The sequence below is a fragment of the Synechococcus sp. MIT S1220 genome, assembly GCF_047303025.1.
Lineage (GTDB): Bacteria > Cyanobacteriota > Cyanobacteriia > PCC-6307 > Cyanobiaceae > Parasynechococcus.
The window spans coordinates 2,136,727-2,157,648 of sequence record NZ_CP138939.1; the positions used below are offsets into that span (position 1 = coordinate 2,136,727).

The following is a 20,922-nucleotide window of genomic DNA, read 5'->3' on the forward strand; positions in this document are numbered from 1 at the left end:
CTCCACGCATGGAAGTCATCTTCAACTTTTCTCGCTATGAGGAGCTGCGCCAGGCCGTGCGACAACTCCTTCAGGAAAGCTTCGATGAAGATCATCTCTACGACGAAGCCCACGATCTGTTCGATGCCTGGTGGGAATCGAATCAAACGTCCAACGGTTGGAGCGAGGAGGCCAAAAAACGTGCATGGCAAGCCATGACGGAGGAATTCATGACAAGCCAAAGCTAGGCTGGTCTTGAAGGGCGGTGATGTCACGTCAACCGAAGCAACGCGAAGAAAAGTTGGACTGGCCCCTGAGAATTCTTGTACCAGGGAACTGATCCAAATCAGTAGCGAACCAACAGGATCCAATTCATTCATTGATGAGGTCTGAAATAAAATCTTCAGTAGAAAGAAAGGGCGAGATGAATCTTGAGATTGTCATCAGCCTAGACCTGTTAACCAATGGACTAAGACAACAACGGACAGATGGAGTCATCTATAACATTGAAAATGACAGATATAAGCCAAAAAAACAATGTTGATTATCCTCATCAAGGCTAACCAACGGATATTGAACGTTTAAGACCTATTCTTATTGCCTCTCTCCTTCTCGTCGCAACAGTTTTCGTTCAAGCTAATAGTAAATTCGAGGAAGTCAATGCGTGCCCAGAACTGCTTACGCTGTGCCAGAAAAGCGTCTATTAGATAGATAGAGTAGAAGGATACGTCAGACTACAATCCGCCAATCCGCCACGATGCAATATGCGAGAGTAATAATAACTTGAAAAGGAAGACACTCGGTATGAATGTTGAAGTTAGGGAGAAAAGCGTTGCAGCTACATGCATACTACGATCTATTTATTCCATTTCGAATAACCAGACAATCATTCAAAAGCGCTTCTCTGTTATGCAAAGGAAAAAACTTTACTAAATCAGGTCCTCTGATCTCTTAGAGTCATGGTGCTAACATAGGTGCATTGATACCAGACCCTAGTCAAAAGGCATCCAAAAAATTCAAGACAACGAATGGCAATCAATTCTATCATCACTACTATATAAAAAAAATTCTCTTCACGATACATCTCTCAATGCCAAAACTAAGAGCTTCATTAAACATTTTATTTCTCATGAGGCTTCTTTTTCCTTCCTGCGTTTCTTTTTTATCTCTCCGGTAATGGCGGCAACAGAGAGAGAAAGAAGCTGCTATGTAAAACACTTGAGAATACTGTCAGGAATAGTAAAGTTATTACTGCATCGTCCGTTCTGCAACATTGTGCTTGCATCAACAACAAAGAAAAGAAGATTCATTTTACAACGACATGCTTTCCGATTGGGCAGGTAACGAAAACAAGATTCAACCAGAAATTTGACAAGCGAAACTTCTTATTAACCAACAGCAATGAATAGCGAGCATAATATCAAAACACAAAATAATCCTGGCGCATGCTTATCAGCTCAATATCGCCGAAGCCAGGCAGATGCCGATACCAGCAACAATAAGCATCAAACAACAAACAATATCGATCGAATACAGCCATCCACGAGGATCAAGGCAATACGATAACTTGATTAAGAATAAGAGTTGAGTTCGTACAAAAAATTACAACTGCGATAATCCTGGGTCAATATAAATATATTGACTCAAATAGATAAAGCCGCAGAAAACCAGGACGATATTATGCTTAATCTGCGCAATCGAAACGCTAAATCAACGATTAAAGTAATCCATGGATCACTTCAAATTATATTCCACATCAATTGGATGCACGAGGATATCCATCCATGCATTCAAACAGGGTATGGCTCATAACTGACGAATATTGAAGTGCCGTTCGAAAATAACAGCCAGCAGGTTAAACCACTTGACGTCCTTCAAACGTGTGAATATGAAGTAATCCAGAAGCAGCAGCACAGGGAAACAATGACTGATCTCGATGCAGCAAAGGGGTGGTCAAACCAGGCCAGGCCCCCTGACCCCAACAACAAATGAAGAGGGTCTAGAGAAATCGTGGCAAAGGACCTAAATGAGAAAGTTAAATGACTTTATACTCGCAAAAAAATAATCGTTCAAAATGTTATAATTAAAATTTGGCATAGAGCGAGATGGCAGGTTATTTACCCAAAATTCTTGTATCAAGCAGTAATAATGCTCAGGAAAATTCAAAGTTCATCATTACATTTCCGATTAGGGATGCTCAGACAAACAATATTCTTAATAATCCTCGGATTTCTTGTAGCCAGCAGGCAGGCTGCTGGTCGTTTTCAATGCAAAAATACCCTATAGTCTTTTCAGGACCAGCAGTTTCAAAGAAATATGCTCAAACAAATGTCACTAACGCAACATTTACAACCCCAAACGTAACTCTATCTCCAGCGACAGTTTCGCAGAGTCTTGACACAACCCAGTTGTTTTATGCGAATCAATTAACGTGGGATAATAAGTTAAAGAGTTACCCGATGGTGATAAACTTTGAGACTATAAAAATGAATAAATGGCAACCAATGAGCCATTACAATATAACATTCGGACGTGCTGGTCAAAATCTTCTAGCAGATAGATTGCCACTTGCCAATCAAATCAAAAAAAGCATTTTTGTTGCTGATAACAGACCGCAACTTAGCCTTGGTAATGGGGCAGTAAGAATAATCAGTTCTTCATCTGATTCATCATCAAAAATAGTTCAGTTTGATCAAGATGGCATTAATGAGGGAGTCACAAATAATGTTGGTATTGAAGATTTTTCAGGGTTAAATGATAATGTAGTGATTCAATGGACTACATATGTACGCATTCCAATTACTGGTCAATATCAGTTCGATTTAGAAGGGTCTGGTTCAACAAAAACAATGACAGTAGAGGGTGGAAAGAAATTCAACAATTGGACAAAAGGAGATATTGTTGAGATCAATGTAGAGTATCAAACGGGAGATTCAGGTACAAATAGTGTTCAATTGAAGTGGTCAAGACCCGACGAAAATGGAAACATTATCTCGGAAAGCGTACCGGCTACTTCAATGTTTCTAACTGAGGAGGCTGCAAGTAGTACAATCGTTGAAGGGAGCAATAAAGACATCAAGATCTATGCAACTTCCAAACCAAACGCCTCAATTGACGTCAATCTTAAAAGTTCAACCTCCTCAATTGTACCCCACATAGATGATCAATTTGCGACAAGGCAAATCAAATTATCCGATACAAAGGGTGATGATTATGCTCTAAAACCACCTTCATCTTCTGATCAAAGTAACACAATATGGTGGAAAGGTAAAAAAATTGGTGTGTCACAAAGGAATCCACTTTCGAGTTCATTTTATTCCCAGAATTTAATGAATGGCCTAGCAGCTTGGGGATTGTCACCATTTTCTGGATACATTCACGCAGCAACAATCAGCCAAGGCAATATTCAATCACCAACAGGGAAGCACCCGTTAAAAATGTCCAACATGGGTTTTAATCCCTATGTATGGCAAAATCAAAGCAAAAAAGTTACAGCTAAGAAGGGAGAGACATGGACATTAAGCGCCTATGTTAAATCAACGCTGGCAAATACTAGCGCTGTACAAATGTATATTATGGAAGAAGGAACAGCACCTGTGGCAAGTAGTGATTTTCCAGTCACAACTGAATGGTCAAGGATAGAATTTCCTTATAAAGTAAAAAACAATACAAATTTGCTTGTTAGGCTCGACGGGCCAACATCAAGTGCTGATGGAAATATTATCTATTGGGATGGGTTGCAGTTAGAGAAGGGAAACAAAGCCACTGACTTTCAAGAATCACTATCGCAAACAAATTACGATTTTAGTTGGTTTATACCATCAAATTTAACAATTTCTAGTTCCCAATTTACAAGTGAGCCAGATTCAGTAATATATTCTGCAAAAGCAGTAAAGGTTCAGACATATAACGATATTTTTGCAGAAGAGGAAGAATCGATACAGTTCAATCTCGACTATAATTCAGATAACAATACTTATGGTATTGACGGTGAAAATATCTATGAGATTAAAATCAAGGATGATGCACCTGTTGTTTCAATAGGTCAAGACTATTTAAATGCTACAGAGGGAGATTTTGGCTATTTTACAGTCAATGTATCTGAAAAAGTTCTAGAGCCAGGGCTTTATGTTGACTACAGCATTGAAAGCTCATCTAGTGCAACAGAAGAAGAAGATTTTTATGCCCCAATGGCCTATTATCCCAAAAGATATGATGAGAATCCAGTACCAATAAGGTCTATCTATATACCCTATGGGCAATCAACTGCAAAGGTTTATATTGCCGCAATTGATGACGCAATCCATGAAAGTAGTGAATCTGTTGATATACAGTTAAAAGAAAGAACAAACTCATCTCCTATTAAGATTTACAGGCCTCAATATCCTAATAAACCAGACAATCAAGAGGTAGAATATAAGGCTTATCGCGTCGACAAACAATCTGATACAGGATCCATAGATATTATTGATAAGGCAACTTCTGATTTTAATTCAAAGAATGCATTTTCGTTATTTTTTAACACTCAGGATCTTTTTAGTGGTGATGAGAGCACTGGATTAATTCCATTTCCTTCAGCAATACCTGGTTACACTCACGCAGCAACAATCAGCCAAGGCAATATTCAATCACCAACAGGGCAGCACCCGTTAAAAATGTCCAACATGGGTTTTGATCCCTATGTATGGCAAGACTTCAGCAAGTTTGTTTCAGCGAAGGAGGGAGAAACTTGGACATTAAGTGCCTATGTGAAATCAAAGTTGCCAAACACCAGCGATGTGCAAATGTATATTCAAGATGAAATTAGCACACAAGACGTTGAAAAGGATTTTCCAGTAACAACTGAATGGACGCGTATAGAGTTTCCCTACAAAGTGAATACGGATACAAATTTACGAATTCGGCTTGATGGCCCTACAACAAGTGCAAAAGGAAATATAATCTATTGGGATGGGTTGCAATTAGAAAAATCAGATGGTGCTACTGAGTTTGTACCATCAAGTGAAAATTTGCTTCTTAATCCTGAAATAATTATCACTCCAGTTGAACGATCAAAAAAGGAGGGCATCAAAACAGATCAGCAAGGCAATGGGTTATTTAATGTTCATATCGGGACGCAACCGATCGATAATGTCACAGTGAGTGTTAGCACCGGGATCGGAAGCCTTTCTCTTCCTGAAGACACGAATAGTGAATTGGCTAATACAGTTGATCTCCTCTTTACACCAACAAACTGGGATCAGCCAAGAACCGTCAATCTAGTTGACTCGAATACTGATACTGATACTGATACTGATACTCCAATCATCATCAAAGCAAAAAGTTCGAGTCGTGGTGATTCGTCTTACGATAATCTTGAAGCATCTCAACAGGTTATTCCATTTCAAGAATGGTCTGAGAAGCCCTCTTTAGAACTCTATCAAGAGGGAGTACCTCAAATAATCCCTCAATATGTGAGCCTGACAAGATCACCCGTTAATAATGATGTTTTGGTAAATCTGTCTTCTGGTAAGGCATTGAAAACAGATATGACGATCAATTACCGGATCAAGATTAATAATAAATGGGTCAAAGGACCTGGCAATAAAAATGCTTTTTCAACTATAATCAAGGCTGGCAGCAATAATAGCGAAACGATTAACCCAATAACCAATGCGGACCTGAAATCAAATCTTCAAAACGTGGTCGCTTGGGATTCCATTGAAAACATCAAAATAAAATTAAAGAATGTCAGTATAGACAGCATAAACTCTGAGCAATATCTCATCGAACCTGATGCATCATCAGTTAAATTTAAAGTTAAAAAATCAGTATATCCTGGCTTAAGTATCTATAAGCAACAAACAATACCTCAAAGTACAACTACTGATTATACAAATAGCTCGGGGCAAACATCTAATATTCAAACTCTAGATTATACGAATGATGATTGGGTTGAGGTTTACGATACCGGAAAAAACAATCAATTCAAGACTACGCATGCAATCAGTCATGGGCAGAAAAAACAAATCGGTTTATCCCTGTCCTCAAAACCAAATGCAAACGTAACATTAATACCCATTAAAAAGAAGTTTTCAATTACCAATATCACGAATTCGGAAACATCGCAACAATCTTTGGATAGCATTGTTTTTACAACCGACAATTGGAATCAAGTCCAATCATTTTACATAAGTCTTAAAGATGGTGTTGATTTAACAAGAAATCAATTAGATAGCGTTAGTTTCAAGGTTGAATCGACTGATCTTGATTATACATATCAAGGTGCTGCTTTTGAAGAAGCAATATTATTAGATCTTTTAAAAGAAGACACCCAATCAAATCAATCTGACAACAACCAACAAGGCGAATCAATTAACAATTATAACAACACTAAATCAATTGCAACAATAGACCTAAATGAAACATCAGGAATATCATTGAATGAGGATGATGATCAGAGTTCATTAACATATACAATTAGTCTTTCAGAACCAGCAAAGGAAAATACGCAAGTATATTTTGATTTGGATTCCACTCCCTTATGCTTTACAGAAGATTCAAAAAGAACTTGTGAACAGCCAAGTATGTCAGCTGAGCAAATTCTTGTTGATTATAGTGATGATGCATCAGGGCTAATAAGAAATTTCAGTATCAATGAAAATATTAGTAATTTTGAGGTTGATAAGGGTCCAATTCAGGAAACTCTTTCATCACTTGGCTTTGAGGTAAATTCGCTTGGAGCACTAAGAGCTAACGATAGTGTTGAATCAGTCGACAAAAGCACGCAAAAGATCCGTGTAACATTTCCAGAGGTAACACCATGTCTTTCTGGAGAATGCACCACTGATACTTGGCCAGCGTGGGCAGAAGGCAAAGGAAGTGATGAAAGTAGAGGCCAAATGATTATTGAAAATATTTCAGATCAGCCCATCAAAGAAGGTTGGAAACTAAGATTTGACAGTCAATATGATTTCAAAAGAATATATGGAACGGGACGTAATTCTGACTTGTTTGAAAGCTTTACTGATCTTGAACAGGATCAATGTAATGGAAAATATCAGTATACATTGTCACCACTTGAGCCTTATATAACGTCAGACTTTAAAAGTGGTGATATAATTAAAAGTGAATTTATAGCCAATGATATTTATCTGCCAGCAGGAGGCACGCAAGTTATTGATGATATCTTTGAAAATATACGTTTAATTGAACCAGATGAAGAGTCCTCTGTTCTAAGTGATGAAATCAAGCCATTGCCATCTATTAATTGGAATGGATATATCTACATTCAACAGTCAGGTTATTACGACTTTGGAGTAGATGATCTACAAGGTGGCGTTATCCTCAACATTAATAACAAAAATATCATCAAGAAAAAAGGAGATTTTAGTGGTTCTTTCTGGGGAGAGGCTGAAGATCGACAATATCTAGAGAGTGGATCATTTATTCCCATCCACATGGAATATATGCCCCCATTACAACTACCTACAGGACAAACAGATGAAAATTTAATATCGCTTAAATGGAAAAGAAATAATCAAACAGAAAAAATCATACCAGGTGAATATCTAGTTAATAAAGATCATTGGTTTGTTTCAATTGACAAAGGAGAAAAAACTGGGAATTTTTCAATTAGACCGGCACAAAATCTTAGTTTCGAAGGTAGTCATAAATATGCGTTTAAATTATTACCAAATGACGGAGCAACTATTGTTGTGACTGACAATCCAACAATCCCCACCAATGATAATTTAGATAATAATGAAAAAACCGTACAATTATCTTTAAAACTCGAAGATTCAGCACAAGCATCAATCCAAATACCGCAGGGCTTTAAACTTTATCTTGGTGATCAAAATCAATTATGTGTTAGTCAATCGACGGATTCAGAATGTCAATACAAAGCAATTTTCGAATTCGATAAACCAACAATTTTGTATAACAGCTCATCAACAAATGTGGGTGGAACTTTAACACTGAAACAAAGTATTCAAGATCAAAGTGTATGTGGAATGGTAGGAAGTACAATACTACCAAATAATGCTGATTTTGCTGATGCAATCTCTTTGTCAAGTTATCAACCCTCTCCCTCTTTTATAGAAGCCAATATTGGTAATAATAACAAATTGTCTAATGACATACTTACTGTAACTGCAACCATCACAAACAATACATCAAAAGACAAGCTTAATTCTGGTACAAAGGTAAAATATGATAATCAGTATGAACTTGTGTTTGACAGTATTACAGAGGATACAAGCAGATCTATTAATAAAGATGATAATGCTCCCGCTCAGTCAGTCTATACGATCTCAATCAATGTTGGTGGAGAGCTTTCAAATGGTCAAGAAATAACAATTCCAAAAGGTCATTTTATAAGCTTCTCCAAAGATAACTTTGGAGAAGCTAGACCATCAATCTATGCTGTTCAATTAATTGAAGATCTTGTTATTTCTAACGAAACCAAAGGAAATTCTCAAGATATTTCAGTCATTATCCCTGTTCAAGATCATGTCAGCACGTTAACCAATGCAAAATCTGAATCTCTCACGGCAGAAATAAATATGCCATTGAATCTGGAATTAAAAGACGATGTTGAACTTCAATCAGGCGAAAATAATTATGAACTAGAATTTTTAGTTGATACTGGAAATATACCAACAGGCATAGATCTCGAAACATATCTTGAAAATAAGCAACTCAAAATTGGTCTTGATAAAGATTACTTTATTGTCAAAGATGATGATACCAAATCTCTTAGAGTGACGAGTGATCGCTTGGGAGAAAATATTGTTGATCCAGATCAACCCATTCAAATCGATGAAACTTCAGAAAATCTCGTCAAAAGATATATCCAGCTTGGCAGTGCTCCAACAGGAACTGATCCTGTTTTTGTTTCTTTAATGTCGGACAATAGTTCGGCGCTTCAACTAGCATCATATACAAGTAAAAATAAAGTAACGAACAGTCGACCGAGAGTCGACCTTGTTTTTACATCCGACAATTGGAATGTGCCACAACCAATTGCTTTGGTACCGATCGATAATTATACAGTCGACGATCAAATTTCAGCATCAATATATGCAGAGCCGTATGGCAGTTCATTACATGCTCAACAAACAAGAAGTCAACTATTTGCAGTTGATGTTATCAATGATGATATGCCCGGTGTCAATATTAATGCCTTATCACCAGTTGTCTCAAGTAGTATGGATATTGAAAATTCAGGACTTATAGAATTAAGTTTATCAGCGCAACCCAAAATAGATGTTGCCGTAACGATTGAGATACCAGCCAACAATGCCTACTATCAATTTAGTGATCTGCCCACTACGACACTTCAGAAGACAATCGTATTTACTCCTGATAATTGGGATATCAATCAAGCAGTAACACTCAAATCACTTCCCAATAGCCAACTTCAATCAACAAAGACAAGCGATTTAAAATTTTCAGTAGGTCCATTATTGGGAGGTGGAGGTGTCAATGATCCAAATCCAGACCCGTGGCAACCATGGTCTCAATGCCTGGAGGAATACTGTGTGTCGCCCACGAGTAATTCAAAGAATCAGAAGCCAAAAAAATATCAAGGTAACAACCAATCATCTCAAAATTTTAATCGCGATATATTGTTTGGACCAGATGGTAATCTAAAGAAAGAAAATAATCATTGGTACAAAATCAATCCTTATAATCCAGTTGAGGTTGATTCGATACCAGTCACTATTGTCGACAATACGACTCCCACTGCATCCATTGTCCCTATCACAGATGCAACTGAACAGGCAAAACCTGGCAGTTTTGCTGTTCAATTATCAAAGCCTGTGACAAATGCGTCACTTGAGGGTATTTTAGTCAATTACAAAATAACAGCTACACCAATAGATTCAAATTTAGAATTGCCGTACCTTCAAAATCCAATTAATGGGCAAGTGCGTATCCGAAATGGGCAAACGCAAAGTGAAGTTATTGTTGTCCCTATTGATGATGCCATTACAAATAATGATCGACTTTATACGATAGAACTACAAGAAAGTCCTAATCAGTATAAACTTAACCCCAATAATACGAGCGCATCTATATCAGTAAAAAATAACGATCGCGCTGGCTTATATGTAGTTTCACCAGGATCGCCACTGAGTCTTCAAGAAGGTGCAGGTTCAGTTTATTATTCTGTAGGTTTGTTGTCGGAACCTACAGATGATGTTACTATTAAACCTAATTCAAAAAATCCAAATATTGTATTGCCGGATGAGATTGTATTTAAAAAGGATGAATGGACATCAACAAAAACCATCGTATTAACGGCCAAAGACGATAATACAATAATGACCGATTCAGTTGGAGAATTTGTAAAAAGTAAATCAGTTACTATAAACCATAAGGTTACAAGTTCTGATTCATATTTTAATTCTACTGAAGAGGATTTTGTTGATCCGAGCGTCGATCTAGAACTTTTTGATGCAGCAATGCCTCAGGCAACTGCGTCAATGTTGCATCATTCTTTAAATAGTGTTCAAGAAAGTATTAACAATGTTGAATTGCCAATGATTGGGAATCCAGCTGGCACAGTTGGAACAAGAGTCTATGCCTATATCAATAGCGTTATCAGTAGGTTAATGAGTAATGAGAATTTAACCCCTAAAGGTGTCCAAGATATCCTTGTTTCTGACTTGAATGAGAACAGTCCTATAAGTGGTGTCACCGTAGAGGATAATAGTGATTCTAATCCTGATGCTATCAGTCTTAAATTTAGTTTTGATATTAATGACACTAACAATCCACTCGAATTTCCTCTTGATGCAAACTTTGGTATTGATGGGCTCGGCCTACAAACAAGAGGTACTGTCGATGCATCTTATGGATTAGATGGAGCATTAACAGTCGTCTTTCCTTATAATGGGGAGGATCCCTATATTGATATTAATAGCGATAATACTAATTTAAAAGCATCATTTGAAGCTCACTTAAACGATTTTGAGTTCCATGGTGGTCTCGGCCTCGTTCAGATATCTGCTACTGATACTCCTAGTGACTTTATCCATAACGGAGACGGTACACAAAAGAGTACGGGATTAAAGGCCGAGGCAAGTATCACTTTGAAAAAAGTCGATACTATAACGCAAGATAATAAAAATAAATTAACTTTCACTGAATTGAAAGAGTCAAATTTTGAACCTATTTATGATATTTCAGGTGATGCCTCACTCTCGTTTAAGGTTGATACAGAAGCTTCTGCCAATTCTGCAGCATTTCCTTCTTTGTCATTCAATATGGCAAGTGATATTCCATTATTCTCCTATAGTAATAAGGATCAAGATGATGATGATCTAGGCTCCATTCAATTACCCTTCACTGGATTTACCAAACTTTCGAATACTAAAAATACCCCATTTAGCTATCAAGGCTCTATTGCCAATAATATATCAATACAGAACCCAGATGAACTACCAACGACCAACGGCCAAATCATTATCCCTAAGGATACAATAATTGATCTGCCGGCTGTGGATAATAATCCTTCAACGTCTTTAACTCTTAGTGAACAGATTAAGCTGTCAAAAGATACTACAGGTGAATGGAACCCTGACCAAAATTCCTACAATTTTAAATCTGACCTATCAGCACCTCAAACATATACAGAGAATGGTTATCCAGCAATGATAGATCTCAGTGCAACCAATATTTACTTTTCAGATGTGGAATTAGATTTTGGTTCATTTGTTTCCGATATGATGAAACCTGTTTTGGACGGTTTAGATGTTGTACTAAACCCAATTAAGCCTGTTGTCGAAGCCCTTTTTGCGGATACACATGTATTCTCAGAAATCGGCATTGCTTCAATGTTTCCTAATCCGGATAATATGCCTGGCGTATCAGTGATTGATTTGGGCCAATGGTATATCGATTTTAAGAAATTTACCGAACCAGAGGTCGACCATAGCAGCTTACAAACAGGTTACGATAACACGCTTAAATATATGGAAGATGTTAAGTCTCTCATTGATCTCGTAGATTCCTTTGAAGTTGAGCTTGATAATGATAACGATATATCTATAAAATTGATCGATGAGTATATATATCCAGCCTTTAAATCTGCTAAATCTATTAGCCCTAGTACTAAAACAGCCAAGCTAGACAATTCAAACATCCCAGCCACCCCCACCGTCACTGAAAGTGAGGACGACTCTATTCTTGAGCCGCCGGATGATGATGTCTGTGTGGCTGATTCTGACAAAGTTAGTTCTGTTACTAAAGCATTTCAAAGACTTCAATGCTTAGGTTTTGAATTCCCTCTGTTAAAAGATCCTAGTGTCATGATGAAATTGTTAATGGGCGGTTCTGATCCTGAGGATATTGATCTTTTTACGTATACGATGCCAGATATGAATATGGATTCAACATTAGAAAAAAGCTTTCCAATTTGGTCTCCACCATCAATTGATGGAATGATAGAAGGTAAGATTAATACAAATTCAGACTTTGAGTTTGGCTATGATGCTCGTGGATTAGATCAGTGGAAGGATAATAACTTTGAATTTGATAAAGCCTCGCAAGTTTTCAATGGTTTTTATGTTTATGACAAGCCTGGCTATGAATTCACACTGGACTCTTCTCTTGGTGCGGGTTTATCACTTGATGCCTACATCGCTCGAGCAAGCATGACTGGAGGTTTGCTTGCAGAAGCCAATCTTGATCTTATCCATAAGGGGGAAGTTGGTATTGCGGACGAGGAAGAATTGACCAAGATTTATGCCGATTATATATACGATAATGTTCAGTCCCCCCTAAATCTATTTCAGGTTGCTGGAGATTTATCTGCGTATCTGAGTGCCGAAGTACAAGTGGGAATTGATCTTTATTTTTGGTCGTATTGGGAAACGGTTTGGGAGAAAACATTAGCCAAGATTAAAATTTTTGATTTTGCTGTTGGTAAGTCTACAGCGTCAGGCACAGTCGCTCAGGGGTATTTAGAAGGAACTACAGTATTTTTTGATCATGATTTTGACGGTGTAATTGATAATTCTGAACCAAGTACAACTGTTGCTGAGGATTCCAGCTATTCTCTTGATATAGATCATCGCTTGTTTGATATTAATAACGATAATTCAATTGGCAAACGCGAGGGAAGGGTTATTGCATTTGGGGGGATTGATCAGTCAATTGATTTGCCGTTAGGCATACCAATGATTGCAGCTTCTCCAACGTCATCAATGATTACTCCATTTTCAACCTTACATTCATTCGCAAGTGAGATGGGGTATCGGAAACAGAAGATCTTTGATTTCTTAAGTGGTCTATTCAATTTTGGTTCATTTAATTACCTTGAAGGAGCGCCTCACGAAGTCCTACCTGCTAAGAAGAATTTTAAAACTACAAATTATCGAGATGCACTGTCCGCCTATGTAGGGCATATTGAGCTTCATATTATGTTGGATGTAATATCTTCCTTGACATTCGAACTGTCTAATCCTGAAACTGATAAAATCAATCATGGTCTAAAAGCTATAGAGCATTTCACAGAGTCTTTACTGAAACAGCCTGATACTTTCGATCGAATGACAAGATTCCGAAATGCACTTGTTGAAACTGTGGATCAATTATCATTAGGTAAATCTGATCAGGTACGATTTGATCTCTTGCAGGCTGCTACCTTTACGGTCAATTTAGTTGAAAAGTTCTCTCGTGAGATCAATAGTCTGATGGACAAAGGCAGAATTTCGCGTCATGAAATTGATGATTTAAAGCTGCTGTATATCGATCAATATCGTCGAGAAATATCTAATATCACTGATGGATTGCACCATGTTACCAACTCCAAAGCTAGAAGTTTGTTGTTGCAAGAACGTTATCAAAGTGCGCATCCAGCACTTAATCAAGATTTGACAACAATGAATGTTTTCTTTGGTCAACATAAAACTGATCGTTTCAGTGGCAATAAGCATCGTGATCTTCTGTACGGGGAGGATGGTCGAGACGTTTTAATGGGTAATCATGGCGATGATTACATTAATGGCGGTAATAGTTCTGACCAACTTCATGGCCATCACGGCAGCGACTACATTTCAGGAAATAATGGTAATGATTCTCTCAAGGGGCATCAGGATAATGATCTCTTAATTGGGGGGCAAGGTCATGATTCGCTTTATGGTGGCCTTGGTAATGATGTTCTCCGTGGAGGTCTTGGAAACGACTTGTTAGTTGGTGGTGGAGGTGCAGATTTATTTTATATCTCACGAGGGAAAGATACAATTAAAGATTTTAATCTTACCGAAGGTGATGTTATCGACTATCATCATAAACCATCCGATGAGATTTTACTCAGGAAAAATAGCGTCATAATTGTTGGTGGTGATGATTCAGGCCAGACAAAAATCAGATCCTCAGAGCCCGAGTCTTTGTATGAAATCATTCTCGCGATGGCCTCATAAACCAAGAAAACTGTTGAATGAATCAAAGTAATTGGCGTTAGGAAGCTTGGTAAGTCTGCTGTTGTTTTTGATTGAATAGGTTGAATAAGACGGGCTTCTCAAGCTCATGATATAACTGAACGATTTAATGTGACAATTCCTGGAAATTAGTGAAAATATTCTATGCAGTACAATGGATCAACTATGTAAATCAAAAGAAATTCAGGCTTAAAGTTGCTCGTAAAATTGAGAAAAAAGAAATGATTCGAGACTTCCTCAGTTACGGCTTCACCTCCGAACCGATTACCAACTACCAATTCCCAATTCTGCATGACCAACAATTCAGTACCAACAGTTTTCTGCCAATCATGCATTGCCAAAACAATTATCATCACGACCTGGAACTAATCAAGACTAAGTTGCAAATGGGGTAACTCTGAAAAGAACATAAATCATTGATTAGTGGCAGACAATAAATTATGGAATCAATAATAACGTTTCCAAAGTGATGCACTTCACAGGAGCACAACAACCGCCAGCAAGTGATAGCGCATGGCGTACAACAAACTTGTGAATGTGAATTGATCCAGAAGGAGCAGGAGAACTGTCCTTAGATCCCAAAACGCTAAAACCATCAACAGCATGGGAAACCAGTGTGCTGAGCGATGCTGCCGAGGAACAGGACGCGAATCACCCACGCTTTCGATCCCACAACGTCAGCAGTGAAGGTGCCAGGGCAATGCTGGACCAGCTGCCCACAATCACACCCAAGGCAAGGGCAATCGCAAACCAATACAGCATTGACCCTCCAAACAGAATCAAAGCCAAGAGGGGCATCAAGGTGGTGCCACTGGTGTATAAGGTTCGCGTCAGTGTTGCAGAAACGGCAAGATCAACCTGTTGGGACAGGGTCAGATCCGCGTTATCGCGGCTTCGTTCCCTGATCCGGTCGAACACCACAACCGTGTCGTTGACGGAATAACCGGCAATCGTGAGCAATGCAACGGCAAACAGGCTGTCGACTTCCAGATGCATGCTCAAGCCGAGCCAGGCAAAGATTCCACAAACGATCAGGATGTCGTGGGCTAGGGCCACGAGGGCAAGAAAGGCGTAACGGCGGTCGTAGCGGATCGTGATGTAGGCAGCGATCCCTGCAAAGGCGACCAACAGCGAAATCAAACTGCTGCGTAAAAGTTGCGCCCCCAAGGTGGGGCCAATGGTGTCAACAGACTGGCCACCGGCCACGAGCGGACCGGCCACATCTGCAATTGCGGTGATCAGGGCCTGTCCCTGAGCAGTAGACAACGTCGGCATCCGCAGCATCAAAGATTCGCCTCCATCGAGCAGCTGGATGCGGGAACTGCTCAGGTTGGGGGCTTTTTGTCCCTCTTCATTGAGGAACTCAAGCTCAACAAGCTGCCGGGTGATCTCGGAGGTCTTGAGTTCGGCGCAACGGTCCCCACAACGTCGCTCCAGCTGAATCTGAGTTCCGCCGGTGAAATCGAGCCCTGGACGCAGGGGGGCACTTATCTCGGGATGGATCCAGCACAGCACCAGACCGATCAGTGCAATTGATACTTAGACCCCGGAGATGATCCAGACCCGCGCGCGCATTCCGCTGATATGCCAGATGGGACCAGGGGACGAAGGAGAAGAACGAACAGACGAAGACACGGCCATCAATCAAGCGGAAAGAGAAGGAAGCTGTCGAAACGGCAGAAAATTGATCGGCTTGCGCAGGGATGCATAGCCCATCAAGAACCTCAGCAAAGTGCGTGTACAGGTCAGGGCTTTGAACAGACTCAGTACCACACCGATTCCGGGCGTGGCAGCGGATCCTTTGACGAGGCCTGTCCCCAGGAAAAACAATGCTGAACAACTGATCAGAGTTGTCAGGTGGCCATCAACAATCGATGAGAACGCCTCTGAAAATCCAGTCTCAATGGAGCAAATCAACGTGTTATCGGAACGGAGTTCGACCTTGATCCGTTCAAAGATGAGCACATTTGCGTCCACTGCCATGCCGATACTGAGGATGAATCCTGCAATTCCTGGAAGCGTCAGCGTCACGGGAATCAAGGAATACATCGCAAGATTGAACAGCGCATAGAGGCTGAGAGGCATAACAGCAACAGCACCGGGCAGCCGATAAGCAATCACCATGAATACAGCAACCAACACCAGGCCGGAGAGAGCTGCAAACAAACTGCGGCGGATGTTCTCAGCGCCAACCAAAGCAGAGAGAAGGGCGATCTGACAGGTTTTTGGCGATTCTTTTGCCAAATGAATTGAGACGGATGAATGCTGGTCCTATCAGCTTCAATTCATGAGTTATCAAAGCTGGTGAAACCCATGCTGAAGCGACGAAGAATCAGCACAAGATTGAGCTTCAAGATCAGCACAGATTCAATGCACTATTGAAGCGTGATCCGTTCGAGACAACCTTCAACCAAGTTGGAACTAATGATGAGTTTTATGTCGCGGAGCATTCTTAGCCACGACGAGAAGAAGGATGCAGATGTGAAACAGTGTTTGTCTCACTTTCCGTAAGGAACAGCTTCGCTCTCGTGTTGCCTGCTCTCGCAGGACGCACAAGGGCGAAGCTCGACACATCTGAAGGGACCCTGGTCGACATCGTCCTGACCGACGTCTCTCAAGCGTGGCAATGGATCACTCACTGGAATCCAGACAAACTCATTCAGCTAGGTTCTACCCGCTTTGGATCAGATGAGATTCAAGAAGTTTGGGCAGAGCTTTGCAGCATGACTTCGCAAGAGCGGAAACAGGCTCGAAATGACATGTGCACCGCAGAAGGGAAGATCCGATGGCAACGGATGCCTGACGTGGAAACCATTCATATCGGAATCCACAAGATGAATTTGCAACTCTATATATTATGAGATGATTTCACTTTCATTTGTCGTGATATCTCACGAAACATGCTCTTGAACCTAGTATAGCTGAAAATATCTGAACATGATTCTATCGCAAGTAAATCTCCCTTTAATCAAATCTATTCGAATAAATTAGTTTCTCAACCCTGCCGCCTTGAATCATATCAAAAGTGAAATCATTCTTGTCAATTGCCATGGAAAACACTCTAGATGAGCAATCAATTGTTTCTTCCGAATCTTCCTTTTTTTACATTAAATGCCTCTTCTTCAACTTCGCCATCCAATGCGAGAACATCAGCATCGGCGAAAAATGGTGCGATAGAGCAGAACAATATCCTGCCAGGGATAAGGCTGCTCTCATCAACTTAGCCAATTCACTTGCACCAGTCTGGGCAATCCCAATCTGACGCTTTATTTTTAGGCTTGGAATGACGAGAGATGTTGCTTAGTTCTGAAAACGATGCTTTCCTCTTTAGCCAGTTGGTACCTGCATTATATCCACCACTTGCATTCTTCAGCTGTTCAACAGACAGTTCTTTGTTAGCTTCGGAGTTAGGATCGGGCATTAGAACAAAAGCATATGTCCTATATTAGTCACAAAACATATACTTGGCAACGTTTCCCACATCTATTCAGCATTATTCTGATGGTCAGGCATAATGTCCAACCCCAGAAGTGAAACAAGTATTTTTTCCTAAAGTCAAAATACTAATATCTCATTTTTCCATGCATAGGTTTATCTGACTATCAAATATTATCGTCAAATGCCGCTCGCATGAGCTTGCTACATTGGTATTGATTTTGAGGAAAGAACTGGAAACACAGACGAGACGGTTTCTGCCACTCAAACACTAAATCTAATCTTCCTTAAATGATAACCAGTCTTGGTAATAAACATCTGTTGCCAAATTAAAACCATATCTGCAAACTGAGCACGGTGGAGAGAGCGACGTCGTGAATACAAAAAGTTAACTTTGATACAACCGGCTTTCATGCGGATGTTTCATAATGGATATTGATTCATTAGAACTTGTGCAATCCAAGCATTTTAAAAAATACCTCAAGTTTGTCACCAAAGCAAAAAATGCAGATACGGATGAAGACTATCAAAAATTCCTCAAAAAGGCAGTCAAACGTTTAAAGAAAGCCGATTCAGAAGAGTTAGAGCAATAGAGTTAGTTCTTCTTCGCCAATTCCTTCTCCCTTACATTCTTCTGATATCAAGTAGGGTTCAAATAGTTGTGAAAGGTAGAGAACCGCATTGCGTTTGTACACTACTGCAAATTCACAGCGCTTCCGTATCTCTTCAGCAGGGAGTTCAATACCAGAATCTATTGCCTTTATCCAATCACTAAAAGCGCCCTCAAGTTCATTGACCAATTCTCTTGCAATTTCACAATCAACATAGGCATAGGCATAGGCATAGGCATAGGCATAGGCATAGGCACAATTAGGATTAATCTAAAGTGCCTTAGTGGAATCAGTAATTGCTCATTGGCAATCTTCTAACAGGTATGTTTCAGATTCAAGCCTTACCTGCTCTGTTCCTCAGTCTATTGTGTTTTGAGTCAAAAGATTATCAATCAGGTGTCGATCATGAACTGCAAAACTATTGCAACGATCACTTTTGATAGCTCAGAGCCAAGAACATAGAGAGCTGTAAAAGGAGACAAGTTTCGTACTTTTTTAAATTAGGGTAAGTACCTAGCACAAGGACCAGCTGCAATATCTTTTCTGTCAGCAGCGGCTCTCTTCATATTGGTCGCGTACTCATCATAATAAGCTTGATCACATTGAATGTATTGACATTTGCAGTCCATGTCTGCTTTGTAACTAGCGTTAAATGCCTCATAAATATTTTGTCTCCTTATAATAGCAGGACACACTTTTTCTAGAGGAGCATTTGAGTTCATCAATGCACTTGCTTCTGCGAATGCTTGTTCGATTTCTGTTCCCATACGCGTAGCCCTTTCCATTAACCGTGTGCATGTGTCACGATCTTGAGCCTGAACTGCTGCAGGAAAAAACAACATCACTCCCAGCAGGATTGGTTTTAACATTAATAATGCACTCAAGAAATTCAATACTAGCATAAAAATCAAAATTATTCTAATAAATAAAGCAGAAACATGCTTAATGCAGAGGATCGCGTTCTTAATAGATCTCTTCCCCAATCCAATATGGTTTAGACTTCTTAATTGTCACTAACATAATACTAAATAACATATGAAAAAGTTATTATCTCTGAAGCATAACCTAGATCTCAAGTACTCAGGGTTACAAAATCATCAATCGGGCCGGGTTCGGGGTCGCGGTTTGCTGGAGCTCGTAAAAATCTCAATCACGGATGCAGCATATCTAAATTAAGTAGCGAAGAAATGCAGATCTACTGATACTTTCGCAGCGAAACTCTGCTCTGTGGCCACCAGGTCAATCTGAATGGTCCTGGATGGCGTTGTATGCCCTGTGGGTAGTGGTCCGTCCAGCTTGGTCAACAAGGCAAGTCATGCCGTCATGGCCCGTCTACCAAAGCAGAGAAAAAGGCGATCTAGCTAATACTTGACGATCCCTGGCCAAGTGAGTTGAGAAGAATGAATAGTGTGCCGATCGGGTCTAACTCATGAGTGTTCTGACTGGGGGAAGTACCGTCTGTTAAAGAGATCATTTTGCCAAAGATCAAGGAATTGTTTCTTGATACCAATTTTGGCAAACCTCCTATCTCTGCTCTTTCTGATTTGCCTGTAATTGCAAAAAAAGTAGCTAGTTCAACTAGATTAGCAGGGAGGGTTGGTAGATGTCTCCGTTTCACGAAATAGACCAAAAATCTACCATCAGAGTAGGAACCAATGTTGGCGGTAAGAGCAGAATTTGAGAGTAGTGGCTTCCGAACCAAATACAGTCTCAACCAGAATGTAAAGAAAAGCGCAAACATGAGCATAAACAATCTCCTTAGACTCACAGAGATTGCCACTTAACGAATCAGATCACGGTCCTATTTTCGAAACGATAGTCAGCATGGAGAAGATTATCAATAAAAATCTACGCAAACGTAATGCATCTAGAAGTAATTAATATTTTCCGCCCCAACCAGTCAAACCTACTAAAAAATCTATGGTTTGATGGGATTTTATTTATTGGAGCCATCGTTCATCTATCCTTTCTTCAAACTCACTTGCTACTGAGTGAGCTGCACTGCTATGACCTTGGTCCATTAACTGAATGATGCGCTGATAAACATAGTCAAGGTTTTCCTTTGTGTTGTATTCCAATGAAAAATGGATGTCTCGTGAGACCATGCCAATAAAACGATTAGTTCTAAAACGATAACAAATGAAGCCATAACATAAAGTGATCATCGTTTCATTTTTTATACTTGATGTATCTAAAGCTTCATATTAATAATAATGCAATATTCTTGAAGTGATTCAACTACTACATTCTTGACCAACCCATGACTAAAACTAAATTCACTGGCGGCCCACTTACGGTTGCAGTGATGCACCAGACAAAATGCTTGGATTCAACCAGCTCGTCTTCTCTAATCAAGTCAACGCGCATAGCAGTACGAATCTCAACCATGCGCTAATGCATCAGGATGCACTAGGCGTAGATCTGAAGCGCAAAATGATGTCAAGCAACGTTCTCGGGCTAAGGCA

Annotated in this window: 8 protein-coding genes; 5 read left to right on the forward strand and 3 right to left on the reverse strand. The window is 39.6% G+C overall.

All coding sequences use genetic code 11. The features are described from left to right. Positions 1-8 precede the first annotated feature (8 nt). Positions 9-227, forward strand: a complete 219-nt coding sequence (locus SIB64_RS10915) for a hypothetical protein (RefSeq protein ID WP_413440234.1) — start codon at positions 9-11, stop codon at positions 225-227. 1,857 nt (positions 228-2,084) lie between these two features. Further along, entirely contained in the window at positions 2,085-14,393 is a 12,309-nt protein-coding gene (locus SIB64_RS10920; RefSeq protein WP_413440235.1) for a PA14 domain-containing protein, read from the forward strand. 669 nt (positions 14,394-15,062) lie between these two features. Here SIB64_RS10920 and secF read toward each other — a convergent pair. After that, entirely contained in the window at positions 15,063-15,944 is an 882-nt protein-coding gene (gene secF / locus SIB64_RS10925) for a protein translocase subunit SecF (protein ID WP_413442996.1), read from the reverse strand. Between the two features lie 111 nt (positions 15,945-16,055). Next, a complete protein-coding gene (locus tag SIB64_RS10930) occupies positions 16,056-16,661 on the reverse strand; it encodes an MMPL family transporter (protein ID WP_413442997.1) in 606 nt (201 codons plus the stop codon). 281 nt (positions 16,662-16,942) lie between these two features. Here SIB64_RS10930 and SIB64_RS10935 point away from each other — a divergent pair, with 281 nt between their 5' ends. The 3 genes from SIB64_RS10935 to SIB64_RS10945 all read left to right on the forward strand — a co-directional run bounded on the left by SIB64_RS10935 (position 16,943) and on the right by SIB64_RS10945 (position 18,439). Continuing rightward, entirely contained in the window at positions 16,943-17,272 is a 330-nt protein-coding gene (locus SIB64_RS10935; protein ID WP_413440236.1) for a hypothetical protein, read from the forward strand. A gap of 188 nt (positions 17,273-17,460) precedes the next feature. Next, positions 17,461-17,673 carry a hypothetical protein gene (locus SIB64_RS10940; protein ID WP_413440237.1) on the forward strand — a complete coding sequence of 71 codons (213 nt, stop codon included), beginning with the start codon at positions 17,461-17,463 and terminating at the stop codon, positions 17,671-17,673. Positions 17,674-18,274: 601 nt separating this feature from the next. Then, positions 18,275-18,439, forward strand: coding sequence for a hypothetical protein (locus SIB64_RS10945; protein ID WP_413440238.1), 165 nt, complete (start codon positions 18,275-18,277; stop codon positions 18,437-18,439). Positions 18,440-18,957: 518 nt separating this feature from the next. Here SIB64_RS10945 and SIB64_RS10950 read toward each other — a convergent pair. Continuing rightward, complete coding sequence (locus tag SIB64_RS10950; protein ID WP_413440239.1) at positions 18,958-19,341, reverse strand: hypothetical protein; 384 nt, start codon at positions 19,339-19,341, stop codon at positions 18,958-18,960. Positions 19,342-20,922: the final 1,581 nt, after the last annotated feature.

Excerpts from the sequence above, each read along its gene's own strand:
- SIB64_RS10940 (WP_413440237.1), top strand. The coding sequence starts at position 17,461 with ATGGAAAACACTCTAGATGAGCAATCAATTGTTTCTTCCGAATCTTCC.
- SIB64_RS10915 (WP_413440234.1), top strand. The coding sequence starts at position 9 with ATGGAAGTCATCTTCAACTTTTCTCGCTATGAGGAGCTGCGCCAGGCC.
- SIB64_RS10945 (WP_413440238.1), top strand. The coding sequence starts at position 18,275 with ATGGATATTGATTCATTAGAACTTGTGCAATCCAAGCATTTTAAAAAA.
- SIB64_RS10920 (WP_413440235.1), top strand. The coding sequence starts at position 2,085 with ATGGCAGGTTATTTACCCAAAATTCTTGTATCAAGCAGTAATAATGCT.